The sequence below is a fragment of the Photobacterium sagamiensis genome (assembly GCF_050337085.1).
In the GTDB taxonomy this organism is placed as follows: Bacteria; Pseudomonadota; Gammaproteobacteria; order Enterobacterales; family Vibrionaceae; genus Photobacterium; species Photobacterium sagamiensis.
The window spans coordinates 24,446-39,963 of the sequence record NZ_JAKJSP010000041.1 but is presented as its reverse complement, the minus strand read 5'-3'; the positions used below and the strand labels follow the sequence as shown (position 1 = coordinate 39,963).

The following is a 15,518-nucleotide window of genomic DNA, read 5'->3' as shown; positions in this document are numbered from 1 at the left end:
ATCGGTAACGAATTGAAATTGAATATATACACGATTAAACGTGTGCGCAAGACACGTAATTTCGTGTGCGAAGAGCTATCATATGTCTTAGGAGGATTTATCTATGTACGCAAATTACCTGTTAGACAGCTATAAAAAAGCGAAGAACTACATCCAAGACAAACAAATAGCGCATGATTTAAATATAAAGCAGCAAAGAATCTCTGAAATGCGAAACGGTAAGCGCTATATCTCTGATAGTGAAGCGGTTTTCTTGGCAGAAAATGCAAACATAGACCCGAAGGAAGCCTTGCTGGGCTGTCACAGTGACCGCAACGATAATCCCAAGTTAAAAGAGCTATGGAAAGAAATTGCAAAAAAGCTCAATAGCCAAGGATTTCAGGCGTTTGGCGTGACATTTTTGGCGTCTGGATTGATGGTGACATCTCTACTTGGGAACATATCCCAGTGCGCATTATGTACCTTATGTTAAATATGTCGGGTTTTTCTTTAAGTTCATGAAGAAGCAAAAATCAACCACTTAACTCTCCGCGACACTCTTGCCAAAATTATGTTATGGGTCTACGATAACTTCATACATTAACGTTATGGGTTTTTTGTCAGGTTCACAAAGTGCTGTGTATTTAACAGTATTCTTATTTACCATAAAATAGGTAATAAACACTTCCTTTTTAGTTCTGCTGCAAATGTTCAGTTTGCCTGGTTCTACAAAGTCTGCGTTTATTCTTGTACTGCGATTTTGGTTTAAGACCAATGCCAAGATGTAAGAAAAAGCCTGAAGAACCTTCAGGCTTTAAAATCATTAACCACCCGCAAGTTTTACGGTGTGGCCTTTTTTTTCTAATGCAGCTTTGATGACATCGCGTTTATCGCCCTGGATTTCGATTGTTCCATCTTTGACGGAACCACCGCAACCACAGACTTTTTTCAGCTCTGCAGCCACAAGTTTAAGTTGGGCATCTTCCATATCTAGGCCTGTGACAATGCAAACACCTTTGCCTTTACGGCCTTTGGTTTGGCGCTGAATACGAACAATACCATCACCAGTTTGGCGTTGTGGTGCGGCTTTTTCTTCTTTGATTCGGCCAGTTTCTGTTGAGAAAACTAAGCGGCTGTTATCATTCATCGTATAACAATCTCATGATTTTTTATGGTTTGTGAGTCTGGTAACTAAGATTACTCATGTACCTTGCGCATTACCAGTTAAGGAATATTATAAATAAAAGGTACTTGAACGGAAACGCTTATGATCCGTAATGTCATTTTTGATTTTGGGGCTGTGCTTTTTCAATGGAATCCTAGCAAAATCGTTCAAACATTTACGGATTCAAAGTACGAGCAACAACTGTTGCTGAGTGAGGTTCTCCGACACCCCGATTGGTTATCTCTCGATCGAGGCACGATGTTGATGGCTGAGATCATTCCTAAATGTGCTGCCAGAACAGGTTTTCCTGAATCGAGAATGGAAGACTTTTTTGAACACATTATGAACAGTTTAGTTAAAGTTAGTTGCACGCAAACGCTTTTCTATCGACTATTAGAGCATCACTACTCTATTTACTATCTCACCAACATGAGCAGTGCATTTTTTGAAACCCTTAACGAGCGACATAGCTTTCTATCGCTGTGTAAAGGTGGCCTCGTTTCTGGTGCGGAACTGATAGTCAAGCCAGATCCTGAAATATTTGAATTGCTACTTGATCGATACAACTTACAAGCTGATGAATCCCTCTTCATCGACGATAGCGAAGAAAACATTAAGTCTGCACGCGATTTAGGATTTCACACGGTACGTTTTGAGCAATCAGATGAATGTTTAGAAACCATTTATGATTTGTTAGATCTTAACTAAGATTATTTTAGTTAATTTAGTGAGATATCTTCAGAGTTCTTGTATGGTGAACAATATCTTGAATCTATTGTCTACTATTCATATTAAGACGAACAGCTACCTTATTGGAGACTATGTGAATAAAATTCTATTATCAGCGGTGATTTTGCTTTCAGCCACATCCAGTTTTGCCATGGCAAGCACCAAAGATCACAAATCCATTGTTGGCCAGGTTGAAACAATAAAGGTTCATCAGCTTGATATGGACTACAAAGCTCGCATTGATACTGGCGCAGCCACAACATCTATCCATGCTGTTGATATTAAAGTGACGGGTGAAGAAAGTGATAGCGATGATATGCGTGATCACTTAGGAGAAACTGTTGAGTTTACTTCAATTAATGAAAACGGTGAAAAAACCAAGTTCAAGGGCCGAATAATTAAAGTCAGTAAGATCCGCAATGCTCAGGGCGTAGAACGTCGATATGCAGTTAAAATGGATCTTGGTTGGAATGGTGAGCATAAGACGGTAGCAGTCAATCTGAGAGATCGCAGCAAGCTGGATTATAAATTACTGATTGGACGTAACTGGCTTGAAGGTAGTTATCTGGTTGACGTTGAAAAGGAAGACGAAGACGATTAACCAATCCCCTATTCTTCTTTTTATACCTTATACAAAATGCCCTATTGGGCATTTTGTTTGTATACCTAACCAGCTCAAGATGCTTAGTTCAGTAGATTCATTTTTTACTGAGTTTTTCAATCACCAGATCAAGATGCCTTTTAATGGCAACGGGAGAACCTTTCAAAAGTTGCCCTCTTAGAATAACGTACCAGTCATTTGGTTTGCCGCTGTCATTCATGAGTTTGAAGCCCCTGTAGTCTTCAGTGTTCGAGGCTGCTTGCTGATTTTGATTAGATCCAGTACCAATGAAGCTTTCAGGTGGCAAAAAAGTTTTCGTGTCGCACCACCAATCAACGCTTTTCTTTAGTAACGCTAAACGACCAGATATAGTATTACCGTTGATGGTTGTTTTCCAACCATCGTGTTCACCAGATGCGTTTTCAATGTTGTAACTGCGATGGAACAGTCTCTTTTTCATATCTGCTCCTTCGTTACACGATTCCAAAAGCTAGCCAAGCTGCTGTTACCAATAGTAAACATAATTAAGCTCTTACAGTATTGATGACGATTGTTTTTCTTATATTGAAGCACTTATCAATTGATATTATTGAAGCATTAACCATTGATTCTGTATAGTTTTCTCCATGCTATTAAGCGATTAAATGTTGTTTTTGTGTTCTTATCTTCCTTTTTCGATAATAGAGGGTATATTTAGATCTACACTAATATAGTTATAGTGCACTAGGTGGACGATAAATGGCTAAAAACATTCCCGCGATTCAAAACAATCAGCAACGAAAAATCAGCCTATCTGCTTTTTCACAAGTTATGGACGGAATCGAGTTATGGCAATCCTTGACCCATCATCGTTACGCCAAGAATACCTTAGTTGCCTTTAAAAACGACTGGAACAACTTTGTGGCCTATTGCCTGGCGAATAAGGCGTCAGCCCTGCCAGCTTCGGTTCAGACCGTGCATAATTATATTGAGATGATGTCTAAGACGCGCAAACTTGCCAGTCTAAAGCGTTACATTGTCACTATTGGGCTAATTCATCGTTGCCATGCTCTGCCCGACCCTTGCTCGCACACTGAAGTAAAACTCGCTATGCGTAAGCAACGTTTTGAGAAGCACGATGATTATCGCCATGCCAAAGGTTTCCGAGATGACCACCTTCAGCAGTTAATAGCGCTCCTCGACTTTTCTCCTAAGGTCAAAGATATCCGTGATGTCGCAATCTGGGCCGTTGCTTTTGAAGCCATGTTAAAACGCAGTGAACTTGCAGATCTGACGGTAGATAAACTGGAAGTCGAGAGCAATGGACTTATCAATATCATTATCGACGATCGCGTTATTTCTCTTAGTGACGTTGCGTCGAAAGCTCTGCAACGCTGGTTAGTCGTTAGTATTATTGATTCGGGTTTTGTGTTCCGGCGTATCGATCGGCACAGTAACATTGGTGATAAACCGCTAGACCACTCCTCTATCTATCGCGTGTTCCGTCGCGCCAGTGAAGAGCTGGGGTTACCTGCGAAAGTTATTTTCTCTGGTCAGTCACCGAGGGTCGGAGCGGTTAAAGATCTGGCCGATTCAGGTTTATCTATTAGTGAGATACAAACTCAGGGGCGTTGGAAAAGCCCGGCAATGCCTGCACAATATGTAGGAAATACAGAGAAACGCGATCAGGAAATCGCGAAATTTGTGAAAGAGAAACCTTGGGAACATTAAATGTTGGAGTATACCTAAACGACTTCAACAGGTTTTTTATTACTACGTTGAACTTGGACTGTCATTCCAGTGCTCACGATAGCCCTGATGGACGTCGATGTGAACGGTAATGCGTTCAAACAGCTTCTCTAATGCGCTTAAGTGGCCAAAATACCCAGCCTGGTTGGCATCAACCCATTCTTTAAGATTGATCCCTTCCCAACAGATTTCGTAACCCGCGTTAATGGCCAGTATTTCAAAGAAGATGCGTTGTACACGGCCATTGCCTTCTCTAAACGGATGGATAACGTTTAGTTCGCAATAGTAATGGGCTATCTGTTTGATAAAACGATCAAAAGGAAGGCCACAAAGGTAGTTATCTTGTGCCAGCGCTGCAAACAGGCGTTCAGCTTCTCGTTCAATATTATGAACATGGCAGAAACGAGTCTGGCCTTTGGTGATGTCGACTCGCCTTACCTGACCTGCCCAGTGATATAAATCTTGAAATAAGAGATGGTGGATTTTTTTCAGGTATTGAAGGTTAAATTGATCGAATTCAGGCTCAAAGTGTTCGGCTCGCACCTTGGTAAAGTCTCGCTCGGCAAGGGCAAGTTCATCGTCATCAAAAATCGACAAATTATTAACCAACACCGAGCTGCCCGGGTAGCAATCTGGGTCTTGGCTTACTCCATACTTATCTCGCATAGCGTTGCTTTAAATTGGCAATTAGTTCAGATTCACTCAAAGTCTTTGGCTTTTCGCCATGATTTCCATTCGCAAACTTGAGCTTTGTTGGCTCAATATCGAACCCTTCTAATTGAAGACTTGCTCGGTAATTACGAGCTTGCAAACATTTAAAATGTTCACTTTTTTGCTTCTTCGTTAGCATAGGGCTCCTTGTTGAACATCTATTAACGAGTATTACAGGTATCATTAAAAACGCCAGTAAAGCATCATTCTGCAAAATCAGAAAAGCTGACTGGCGATAGATACAAGCTCTGCAACTTCTACTGCATCTAACTGATTACAGTATTACTTCGCTGCTGATTTAATTGCACTTTCAATGAAAGCTGAAAATTTATGGCCATTATGTTCCAGCATTTTCGGGAACATGGATATCGGCGTCATCCCTGGGAACGTATTGATTTCGTTTAGTAAAATCTCATCATCTTCACTTAGGAAAAAATCAATCCGCGACAAGTCTTTCAGTTTCATTTGAATGAACGCTTTGCGTGCAAAACCACGGATCTGCTCAACTTGTTCATCAGTCAGGTTTTGAGCTTCAACCGTTGTAACGGAATGGCTGTCGGCACTGTATTTTTCTTCGTAACTGTAGAATTTATCATCCGGGCATGACACTTCACCCGGTTTGGTGATCACGATTTCATCGCCATACTGATAAGCAGCTATTTCCAGTTCACGAGGTCTAATTGCTTTTTCAATCAGTACCTGGTTTGAATATGTGAAGGCTTTGTTTACAGCTTCTGCTAACTCATCCTTGCTGGTGACATTGTAACAACCAACAGATGAGCCCTGACAAGCCGCTTTGACAAACACCTTACCCCAGTCATCAAACGCAGAGTCCGCTATTTGATGTGCTGATTCATTGTTTTCACTTAAGAATACATAGGGGGTATTAGGAATGTTCAGAGCATCAAACCATAACTTGGTGGTGATTTTATTGAAGCAATTGGTACTGGCCTCTGCGCCACACCCAAGATAAGGCAATCCCGCCATGTCTAAGAAAGATTGTAAATCCCCTGTTTCGCCTGGATAACCGTGAACACAAGGGATCACATAGTTAACGGATGTTTTTTCATCTCCGACCTGTAAAGAGCGATCCAGGTTAAGTTGGCATGGTGTGTTGTTCGTATCAAACCAACCATCTTCTTTCATCTCAACACGTGTATAGGTGATATCTTCAATACGCTTGAGTTGCTCTTCAATATAGTTCGCCGAGACGAGAGAGACTTCGTGTTCGGCACTACCACCGCCACACAGTAATAAAACATGGATCGAGCTCATGATCATCCTTTGTAGTACATAGTCGGCTATTCGAGCCAGCCGATATTATTGTTATCACTGCTTTGACGTAAGCTGATAAGTTCGAAAAGAGACACGCCAAAGCTATAAATCGACTTCCATAGTAATAAAAAATAGAGAACTATTGCACCTTTCATAATTAGTAATAGTTAAATATATCAAAAGTAAGTCTTACAGCGGTTAAGATGACTAACTATTGAGCATTAACCAGCATTTTTATGACCTTGGCTGGCGCACCGCCAACCATTACGTCTGGCGGAACATCTTTAGTCACCACACTACCCGCGGCCACTATCGAGCGGGTTCCGATGGTAACGCCCTGACAAATCGAAACATTGCCTCCAATCCAGACATCGTCCTCAACGGTAATGGGCTTGCACCAGGTTTCCCACCTTCTGCGTGAATGGTGATCCAAAGAATGGGTCGGAGTATAGAACTGTGCACCAGGGCCAATCAGTACATTATTGCCGATACGAATATCTGCACCATCGAGCATGATCACACCGGCATTGATGAAGGTATGATCACCAATATGCACGGTTTGTCCAAACTCACAGCTGAAAGGCGTGCGGACAAAAGAGTCCTGACCAAAAGAGCCGAACAGTTGCCTGAACAGCTCAGGATGCTGGTCGGATCCGGAGGATTGGATTTTCAGTAAGGTGAGTTCTGCTTGCTGTCGTAACGCGCTTATTTCCGAATCGCCGCCATCGAACAGTTCACCAGAACGCATTTTTTCTAATTCAGTTATCATTGCTAGTCTGCTTAAATAAAAGAGCTTATCAGAAAAAAAGAGCATACAAGCTCTCTTTTTCTTTGTTGTTCATGACTAATTTAACTTTGTTAATTTTGGGGTAGCAGACGCTTTAATATCATCCAGGCTCCGAATAAACGGACCATAAGCTTTCACATCTTGCGGTAAGGCTTTTAATGCTATTTTCGCTTCTGCTCGTGTTTCATACTGACCAAATAACAAGGTATACCAAGGCAGACCTTCAAGTTTTTTCTTATTCATCCATACCGGTTGGTTTGAAGGCAGCTTATTCATATAGGTTGTAAAACTCTGATTATGACTAAGTGCTAACACTTGAATGGTAAAACCGCGACTTGCAATGGTCGAATACTTATAACTTGGCTTGGTTTGCGTCGGTTTTGCCTGTTTTTTAGCTGGCGGCACTTTCGATGACTGAAGCTCTTTCGATGAATCAACCCTGACCACCTTTTGGACGGGAGACTTAACCACTTCCTCTTTTAGGGCAATAGACTCTTTCTCAGCCTTGGCCTCACGCATTTGCGCCATCGAAGTTAACTGCTCGGTAGAGTAAACCTCTTCCGACGATGAACTGATGATCTGTATTGTTTCATTATCTGATGCGCAACCGGCTAATGCCGTTACGACGGCTAAAACGGCGATTTTTTTCATTACTACTCTGCCAAAACGATTTTCTGTTTTCATTTTGCCGCCGGATGGAGTCCCAATCAACCCTAACGTTACGTTAGATCAATAACTATCAGCCACATGTCACATGAATCTGATTCTATTTCGATATTATCAACAGTACAATACAATGTTTTTAACAATATTGGAGTAAACAATGGCCGATCCTCACATTAAGAGCAATTTAGACGGGTTAGATAAACTGACTGTCTTGCTTTATCGCTGTGCTCTTACCTTTTCGGCAGCTGTCATGTCTATCGTTGCCTGGGAAGCTGATATTGCTACCTCGGCATTGGTTATTGCCGCATTAATCGCATCCAGCACCGTTCATATTTATGACAAACGCTTTCGCTGGTTAATTCAGGGAAGCGGGCTATTCGCGGCAATTTGGCTATTAACCGGGTTATGGCAGCCTTTGGCATTAGGTGCCGCTTTATTTACCTTTAGCGCACTGGCGATTAAAGAATATTTTTGCTTTCAGTTAAAGGCACTGTTAGCGACACCTGTTGTCCTTGCCGGTTTTTGGTTTTGCCTGGTATTTAATCAACCTCAAATCAGCATGGTGTTTGGCATATTTGGTGCCATATTATTAGCCGTTGCTGCATTCTCTAAATGGCGCATGCCACTTCATTACGACATTGGTGACAAAACCCGCTATCAGGTCTAGCCCTACAAAACGGCAACCAGACTCTCAAACTCAAGCGCTTATTTAAAAGTGCTTGGGTTTGATCACAGCCCCCACACTTTAGCCGGAAACTCTCCCGCGGTTTAGCTACTATAAAAGTTTAGCAGGCTGATATTTAAGATATTAATTCGGGGTGAAAATATGCGTGGATTGGATAAACTCCTTAAGCCGAAATCCATTACGGTAATTGGTGCATCAGATAATCCCAATCGCGCCGGAAATGTGGTGATCCGTAATTTGCTGTCAGGCAGCTTTCACGGCCCTATTATGCCTGTAACCCCAAAATATGACTCCGTTGCCGGCGTACTTGCCTACCCTACGATTGATAGTCTGCCCCGAATTCCAGATTTAGCCATTGTTTGTACCAACGCTCACCGCAATGTCGATATTATCGATCAGCTTGGTAAAAAAGGCGTTAAGGTCGCTATTGTGCTGGCTGCGGGTATGAATGCGCCTCTTAATAGTGACGGGCAAACAGAAGAAGCACGCATGTGCCAAGTTGCAAAAAAACATGGTATGCGCATTGTTGGCCCAAACAGTATGGGATTGATTCTGCCGTGGCTTAACCTGAATGCCTCTTTCTCTCCTATTGCCGCAAATAAAGGCAATATCGCTTTTATTTCTCAGTCTGCTGCAGTATGCACCACCATTCTGGATTGGGCGAAGAACAAAAGTATCGGTTTCTCGACTTTCCTCTCTATCGGTGATGCCAGCGACATCAACTTTGCAGAGCTACTCGATTACCTGTGCCGCGACAGCAAAACAGAAGCCATTTTGCTTTATGTGGATTCGATCAAAGATGCCCGCCGCTTTATGTCTGCAGCCCGAGCTGCTGCTCGTAATCGTCGGATATTGGTACTGAAAAGTGGCCGAACCCGGGCTGGTAGCGCAGCGGCACACTTGCACACTGGAGGTGAAGTCGGGCTGGATGCGGTTTATGACGCCGCCATTCGACGCTCTGGTATGCTACGAGTCAACAATACCCATGAGTTGTTTACAGCGGTTGAAACATTAGCTCATTCCGTTCCGCTGCGCGGTGAGCGATTAGCCATTCTCACCAATGGTGGCGGTCCGGCAATTATGGCCGTTGATGCCTTATCTGAACGCGGTGGTAAATTAGCCGCGTTAAGCCCTGAAACAATGGCGAAGCTCTCTGATGTATTACCGACTTGCTGGTCACACGCTAACCCCATCGATATTATCGGCGATGCTGATATTACCCGTTATGTGAAAGCGATTGAGATCCTTCTCGATAGTGACGATTTTGATGCTTTACTGATCATACACTCACCGTCAGCCATTGCCCCGGGGAACGAAACCGCCAAGCGCTTGGTGAGTGTGCTTCAATCACACCCTCGTACTAAGCGATTTAACATTTTAAGTAATTGGACTGGCGAGAATGAAGCGATTATCTCACGTCAGACTTTCACTGAAGCTGGCTTTCCTGCCTATCGAACACCTGAGAGTGCCATCTCCGCATTTATGCACCTGGTTGAGTACAGGCAAAACCAGAAACAACTGATGGAAACACCCGTTTCATTTGGTGAAACACCCTGTAACCCTCACCATGTTCATGATGTGCTGAATCATATGATTTCTCAGGGTATATCTCATTTGGAAACGCATGAAGTGCGTCCTGTACTGGAAAGTTATGGCTTTAAAACGCTGCCAACCTGGATAGCTTCTGATTCTGCAGAAGCCGTGCACATTGCTGAACAGATTGGCTACCCGGTTGCCGTAAAACTCCGTTCGCCCGATATTCGCCACAAATCGGAAATACATGGTGTGTTGCTACATTTACGTAATGCTGCAGAAGTCGCTAATGGCGCCCAGGCTATTTTAGACCGAGTAGCGCTGAACTATCCGAGTGCGCGTATTGACGGTTTACTGGTACAACGAATGGCGAATCGTGCCGGAGCCCAGGAACTGCGAATTTCAGTTCATAACGATTCTGTCTTCGGGCCTGTCATTCTGATTGGTGATGATGCCGCAGCCTGGGATATACACAAAGATGCAGCCGTTGCTATTCCGCCATTAAACATGGCACTGGCACGCTATCTGGTTATTAATGCGATTAAAACGGGGAAAGTTAAACACCGCAATCTGCCTGAGCGTCTCGACATTTCCGCCCTGTGCCAGTTACTGGTGAAAATATCTCAACTGATCATCGATTGCCCTGAAATTGTTGATTTTGATATTCACCCGCTACTGGCTGCCGGCGATGATATGACAGTAATTGATGCCTCGATGACGATTCGGCATTTTAAAGGTGACAAACAGGCTCGATTAGCTATTCGACCTTATCCTAAAGAACATGAAGAGCGATTCACTTTAAAAGATGGCCGTGCCATTTTGCTGCGTCCGATTCTTCCGGAAGATGAACCAAAACATAAAGCCTTTATCTCTGCAGTATCGGTGGATGATCTGTATAAACGCTTTTTCTCTGATATGGGCGAATTTAACCATGAAGCACTGGCAAACCTGACCCAAATTGATTACGACCGTGAAATGGCATTTGTCGCCACCAGCGAGATCACCAACGAAAAAGGTGAAAAAGAAGAGATCATTTTAGGGGTAACTCGTGCATTATCTGACCCCGACAATCAAGAAGCCGAGTTTGCTATTCTGGTTAGATCTGACTTAAAAGGCATCGGGTTAGGCCGGATATTAATGGATAAAATCATTCGCTACTGCACGCAGCGAGGTATGGTTCGTATGACCGGAATGACTATGCCTTCCAACCGCGGGATGATTATGCTGGCGCAGAAAGTTGGCTTTCAAATCGATATTCAGATGGAAGATGGCATTGTTGAGATGTTGCTTCCTCTCAATTCTGATACTTAACGGTCGATTCTTCGATGATGGCGTAGAAAATCAGCTAAAAATGAAAAGGCGCTTAGTCATAATGAGCGCCTGAATTTTATATCAATCTTGTTTATTATTCCCTGCAGTCGCGGTTCTTACTGCAACTTTTTTTTCCACAAATTCTCTATGTGTTTAATACACCATATTTTCGCTTTGCCCATTTGGCTACGATTCCAGGCCAGGACCATCTCTATTTCATAAACAGGATCATCACCAATCACGACCAGTTCACCCTTTGCTAGCGCATCAGAGGCATAGCAATGTGATAAGGTTCCAATGCCAAGCCCTTCTTTCAGGGCGATCAATTTATCATTCATCGTACTGACAGTAAGCAAGGGTTGTTCATCTAAAATATTGTGCGATAACGGAGGCATGTTTCGCGCTGTATCAGCAACGGCAATACCACGATATTGAAGGCGAACAGCAGGATCTAACGGGTTGTCATGTTGGTGGATGGGATGATCAGGGTGTGCAACCCAAACGGTATCGAGTTTGCCCAGTGGCTGTATTTTGACTTCCGGAGGCGCAACACTCGGCGCCGATGCAATTAAAATGTCAGCGCGATTCTGAGCTAACGCCTCCCACCCCCCGGCCAGAATTTCTTCTGTAAATCGAATTCGTGTTTTACTTTTTTTACCCAGTTCATCCACCAGCGGTAACATCCCTTTCAGGCTAACCAGACCATCAAAAGCAATGTTGATATCCAACTCCCAACCATGGGCAAGCGCACTGGCATCTGAAATCATGTCATCTGCCGCAGAAAGAAGCAGACGCCCTCGTTCCAATAACAGTTGACCAGCTTTGGTAAAGACCGCGCGATGCCCTGATCTGTCAAAGATCACCAGATCTAAATCTTGTTCGAGTTTTTGAACCTGATAACTCAATGACGATGGTGCTCTGCCAAGTTCTTCTGAAGCCGCAGCAAAACTCCCACGACGGTCAATCGCATCCAACACAAGTAATGCTTCAAAAGATAACAACTTATTCATAACTTCTCCTACCCTGAAGCATTCTGCTCGAAAATAACTCGATTTTGCGTACCAAAACATTCATTGGTTATAACCATGCATGCGTAAAGGGTATTTAGATGCCAAATTAAACATTTCTGATACGGTATATCCCGTAAACTATTGAGTCAATAAGAACATCACGCTAACCAATTGCTGAACTTAGCATTAATCGATAATTACGTTGTCTGAAAATATTGCATGTCATCTGATATTGCTAATTGAACAGCCTGAGCAGCATGAATTTCAGTCGTGTCGTACAATGGTACTCGTGTATGTTCTTGTTGGATAAGTAGAGCTATTTCAGTACACCCTAATATCACAGCTTCAGCACCCTGTTCATGTAATCCATTTATGATACTCAAGTATTGCTCTCTCGACTGAGAGTTGATGATGCCTCGACACAATTCATCATAAATTATGTTGTGAACAACTGTCTGCTCATTGGTATTAGGAACAACTACGTCTATACCAAAATTATCGACTAAACGACTTTTATAGAAATCCTGCTCCATTGTGAAACGAGTACCAAGCAACCCAACCTTTTTAACTCCATCAGCAACTAATTTATTAGCTGTCGCATCAGCAATATGAAGAATTGGGATAGAAATATTCCCCTCAATTTCTGGAGCAACTTTATGCATTGTATTGGTACAAATCATTAAAAAGTCAGCACCGCCAGCTTCAACTGATTTAGCTGCATTGGATAGTATTAATGCCGTTTCGTTCCATTTCCCTTTATGTTGTAACTTTTCAATTTCATCGAAATTCACGCTATATAGGCAAATTTTTGCTGAATGAAGGCCGCCAAGCTCAGACTTAACACCTTCATTGATTGCTTTGTAATAGCTCGCGGTGGATTCCCAGCTCATACCACCTAACATTCCTATTGTTTTCACGTTGTTGTTCTCCATAATTTAAAAGGCAATATAACTCCTACAATAAGGTGTGCTAACACTGAACTAGCCAACACACCTAACTCCATACCAAAAATACCGAGTGTAATGCATCACCTTGATGGCTTTACAGCCGATAATCCCCTGTTATGTAAAATATTCAAGCCCTGATATTTTACGATTAAAGCTGTATATACCTTTCTGGATATCGCGGCGGAATCGTACTATAAAAGTCCCATATTTGGCGTAAATCTTTTTCTAAGTCACCACTTGGGTAAATAACCTTACCAACCCCAACTTCACGCTTGTTATAGTCCAAGTACCCTAAAAGTATTGGCACTTGAGATTTCATTGCGACTTGATAAAAACCTGTTCTCCACCGTTTGGCAGGCCCCCTCGTACCTTCTGGTGTTACTAAAACGGTTATACCATCTGAGGCTTCAATGAATTTAACCATTTCATCTACCATTTTAGGGCGCTTTTCACCCGGTTTTTTTTCTGAACGGTCAATTGGAATCGCCCCCATAGGTTCAAGAATTAGGTTAAATGGAAAGCGCATCCATTCCTTTTTTATTGTAAAACGTGGGTGAGGTAAGTTCATATAATCGCAAGCTGCCATTGTAAAAACAAAATCCCAATTACTCGTATGAGGAGCACCGACCATTACACAATTTCTGATATCAGAAGGCGGTAAATCACGTACTTTCCAACCTTGAAGTCTAAACAATAGACGAAAAATAAACTTAAACATTTTATAGAAATACCATTATTAATAATTGTAAAAAATTCTATGGAGTCCGATTTCGGCTAACGCCTGCCATAAGATGTGCCAACATTAAACACACCGAACTTCATGCCAAAACTATCAAGTCTAATGCATCACCTTGATAGCTTTGATACTTATTGGGCCTTCTCCGACAACATGCCCCATAGGAGTATGCTGGAAGGCGACAAAACCAAAAATACGGAGAAGACTCATATGCAATTTTATACGAAGAACCACCCTTATTACTGCGGTATAGATCTCCATGCCCGTTCTTTATATGTCTGCATCATCAACCATGATGGAGAGATCTGTGTCCACCGAGAGATTAAAGCTTCTCCCGAAGCAATTAATGAGAATACTTGAACCTTATATCGGCCAGATGATTGATGAAGAGTATAAAGTGGAACGAGAAGATACCTGTATTGAAGAATACGATAATATTTCTCGCAATTGGCTGACATACCTTAACTACGCTCCGCTACCCCGGGCAAATTGAGATGTCTGAGACAAAGAAACAGTCACATTAATGAATGGATTTGCAGAAATTAAAGTGTTTTCCCCGATAAATTTCTTACCAGACTGATAATTTAGTCACTAATTTGAATAGCCAGGTATTGTCTGGCTATTCATCTCGTCATTCGTTTAGCTATGCAAAAGCAGTTCTTAGATTTGTTCAGAAAATTGCTGGCGAATATTTACATCACCCACGCCTATCTCTACCATCACGTTATGAGTCCCCTTTCCTTGGTACGATACGTGATCTGATACCACGACGCGTTCTTTCAATATTTGCCCATGGTTAAAACCTTGCAATTGGATCTCACCCACACCAACGGAGATCTCCATTTGGTTATAATCAATATTATCAACACTTACCCAAACAGAGCCCACACCAACATTTGCATCGAGAGACTGGCTAAGTGATTGGATATCAGCATTACCCACACCTATATTAAGTGCAATAGCGAGCTGGCGTGGCAGTATCAGTTGCCATTCTTGCTTAATATCATCTTCCGTCAGCTCCAGGGTTATCTGGTTTTCCTCAATATGTTTACTTAGCTCAACACTGTCTAAATCGACCTTAGAAAATGGCCAGCTAACATCTTTATTCTCTATTTTGACAAGTATTGTGACAACGTCGCTGTCAGCCACTTTGATCTCAACCTGACCAACCGGCACATTCAACGTCAACTGACTGTTATTATCAGCTAACATACTTGCTGATAGTTTAATTTCATCCGTAATAATACGTTCTTCATCTGTCGCCGAGATGGCATACGTTGCGACGGTTGTAAACAAAGCTGCTACGGCCAGAATCATTACGGTTAATGTGTAATTTGCCCTTTTCATTGTCACTCCTTTTTCGACAACTCATGCTTTTATACATAACAGCAGAGCAAAACACAGACCAACTTTTAATTTGTATAATTTCAACAACTTAATCTTACAGCGGTGAACTATTAACTTGTTGATTGGTATTTTTCGCCATACTTTAGTGAGATGAACCACACCACTATCTAGCTGAACACGACTCAGGCTTCGCTCTGCAACGCTTATTTTGATATCTAAAGCTTAATGATTGATAGGCGTCATAAAAATTCCCACTTTGGTTATCACTGTTTGGGTATATGCTTTAAAAGAGCCTTTCAGGCTAAAGG

At 42.3% G+C, this 15,518-nt stretch carries 17 protein-coding genes and 1 pseudogene; 7 read left to right on the top strand and 11 right to left on the bottom strand.

The window, feature by feature from the left end:
• Window positions 1-103: 103 nt before the first annotated feature.
• Complete coding sequence (locus tag L4D76_RS19225) at window positions 104-472, top strand: DUF3693 domain-containing protein (RefSeq protein WP_428442502.1); 369 nt, start codon at window positions 104-106, stop codon at window positions 470-472.
• Between the two features lie 330 nt (window positions 473-802).
• On the opposite strand, the gene yciH is transcribed toward L4D76_RS19225, so the two are convergent.
• The gene (gene yciH, locus L4D76_RS19220) at window positions 803-1,126 is read right to left on the bottom strand and encodes a stress response translation initiation inhibitor YciH (protein ID WP_428442501.1); all 324 of its coding nucleotides are present in this window, start codon (window positions 1,124-1,126) and stop codon (window positions 803-805) included.
• Window positions 1,127-1,246: 120 nt separating this feature from the next.
• Here yciH and L4D76_RS19215 point away from each other — a divergent pair, with 120 nt between their 5' ends.
• Window positions 1,247-1,852 carry an HAD family hydrolase gene (locus L4D76_RS19215; RefSeq protein WP_428442500.1) on the top strand — a complete coding sequence of 202 codons (606 nt, stop codon included), beginning with the start codon at window positions 1,247-1,249 and terminating at the stop codon, window positions 1,850-1,852.
• 115 nt (window positions 1,853-1,967) lie between these two features.
• Window positions 1,968-2,474, top strand: coding sequence for an ATP-dependent zinc protease family protein (locus L4D76_RS19210; protein WP_428442499.1), 507 nt, complete (start codon window positions 1,968-1,970; stop codon window positions 2,472-2,474).
• Between the two features lie 97 nt (window positions 2,475-2,571).
• Here the strand turns inward: L4D76_RS19210 and L4D76_RS19205 are convergent, their stop codons facing one another.
• Window positions 2,572-2,934, bottom strand: coding sequence for a DUF3319 domain-containing protein (locus tag L4D76_RS19205; RefSeq protein ID WP_428442498.1), 363 nt, complete (start codon window positions 2,932-2,934; stop codon window positions 2,572-2,574).
• Window positions 2,935-3,212: 278 nt separating this feature from the next.
• Here L4D76_RS19205 and L4D76_RS19200 point away from each other — a divergent pair, with 278 nt between their 5' ends.
• Entirely contained in the window at window positions 3,213-4,184 is a 972-nt protein-coding gene (locus tag L4D76_RS19200) for a tyrosine-type recombinase/integrase (RefSeq protein WP_428442497.1), read from the top strand.
• Window positions 4,185-4,226: 42 nt separating this feature from the next.
• On the opposite strand, the gene L4D76_RS19195 is transcribed toward L4D76_RS19200, so the two are convergent.
• The 5 genes from L4D76_RS19195 to L4D76_RS19175 form a co-directional block, all read right to left on the bottom strand.
• Complete coding sequence (locus tag L4D76_RS19195) at window positions 4,227-4,868, bottom strand: putative adenosine monophosphate-protein transferase Fic (protein WP_428442496.1); 642 nt, start codon at window positions 4,866-4,868, stop codon at window positions 4,227-4,229.
• Window positions 4,858-5,052 carry a YhfG family protein gene (locus tag L4D76_RS19190; RefSeq protein WP_428442495.1) on the bottom strand — a complete coding sequence of 65 codons (195 nt, stop codon included), beginning with the start codon at window positions 5,050-5,052 and terminating at the stop codon, window positions 4,858-4,860. The genes L4D76_RS19195 and L4D76_RS19190 overlap by 11 nt, the downstream gene beginning before the upstream one ends.
• 143 nt (window positions 5,053-5,195) lie before the next feature.
• Window positions 5,196-6,188: a D-alanine--D-alanine ligase gene (locus L4D76_RS19185; protein WP_428442494.1), complete on the bottom strand. Its 993-nt coding sequence runs from the start codon at window positions 6,186-6,188 to the stop codon at window positions 5,196-5,198.
• A 211-nt stretch (window positions 6,189-6,399) separates the two neighbouring features.
• Window positions 6,400-6,957, bottom strand: coding sequence for a sugar O-acetyltransferase (locus L4D76_RS19180; RefSeq protein ID WP_428442493.1), 558 nt, complete (start codon window positions 6,955-6,957; stop codon window positions 6,400-6,402).
• A gap of 75 nt (window positions 6,958-7,032) precedes the next feature.
• Window positions 7,033-7,659, bottom strand: coding sequence for an SPOR domain-containing protein (locus L4D76_RS19175; RefSeq protein WP_428442492.1), 627 nt, complete (start codon window positions 7,657-7,659; stop codon window positions 7,033-7,035).
• 139 nt (window positions 7,660-7,798) lie between these two features.
• Here L4D76_RS19175 and L4D76_RS19170 point away from each other — a divergent pair, with 139 nt between their 5' ends.
• Window positions 7,799-8,308, top strand: a complete 510-nt coding sequence (locus tag L4D76_RS19170; RefSeq protein WP_428442491.1) for a DUF2301 domain-containing membrane protein — start codon at window positions 7,799-7,801, stop codon at window positions 8,306-8,308.
• A 159-nt stretch (window positions 8,309-8,467) separates the two neighbouring features.
• Window positions 8,468-11,170 (top strand): bifunctional acetate--CoA ligase family protein/GNAT family N-acetyltransferase, encoded by a 2,703-nt coding sequence (locus L4D76_RS19165; RefSeq protein WP_428442490.1) that lies wholly within the window; start codon window positions 8,468-8,470, stop codon window positions 11,168-11,170.
• A gap of 116 nt (window positions 11,171-11,286) precedes the next feature.
• Here the strand turns inward: L4D76_RS19165 and L4D76_RS19160 are convergent, their stop codons facing one another.
• The 3 genes from L4D76_RS19160 to L4D76_RS19150 all read right to left on the bottom strand — a co-directional run bounded on the left by L4D76_RS19160 (window position 11,287) and on the right by L4D76_RS19150 (window position 13,845).
• Window positions 11,287-12,180, bottom strand: coding sequence for a LysR family transcriptional regulator (locus L4D76_RS19160; protein ID WP_428442489.1), 894 nt, complete (start codon window positions 12,178-12,180; stop codon window positions 11,287-11,289).
• Window positions 12,181-12,377: 197 nt separating this feature from the next.
• Window positions 12,378-13,097: an aspartate/glutamate racemase family protein gene (locus L4D76_RS19155; protein ID WP_428442488.1), complete on the bottom strand. Its 720-nt coding sequence runs from the start codon at window positions 13,095-13,097 to the stop codon at window positions 12,378-12,380.
• A gap of 178 nt (window positions 13,098-13,275) precedes the next feature.
• Window positions 13,276-13,845 (bottom strand): 1-acyl-sn-glycerol-3-phosphate acyltransferase, encoded by a 570-nt coding sequence (locus L4D76_RS19150; RefSeq protein WP_428442487.1) that lies wholly within the window; start codon window positions 13,843-13,845, stop codon window positions 13,276-13,278.
• Window positions 13,846-14,073: 228 nt separating this feature from the next.
• On the opposite strand from L4D76_RS19150, the pseudogene L4D76_RS19145 reads away from it, so the two are divergent.
• Window positions 14,074-14,245, top strand: a pseudogene (locus tag L4D76_RS19145) (IS110 family transposase); the annotation flags it as partial.
• A 278-nt stretch (window positions 14,246-14,523) separates the two neighbouring features.
• Here the strand turns inward: L4D76_RS19145 and L4D76_RS19140 are convergent.
• The gene (locus tag L4D76_RS19140; RefSeq protein WP_428442486.1) at window positions 14,524-15,210 is read right to left on the bottom strand and encodes a hypothetical protein; all 687 of its coding nucleotides are present in this window, start codon (window positions 15,208-15,210) and stop codon (window positions 14,524-14,526) included.
• Window positions 15,211-15,518: the final 308 nt, after the last annotated feature.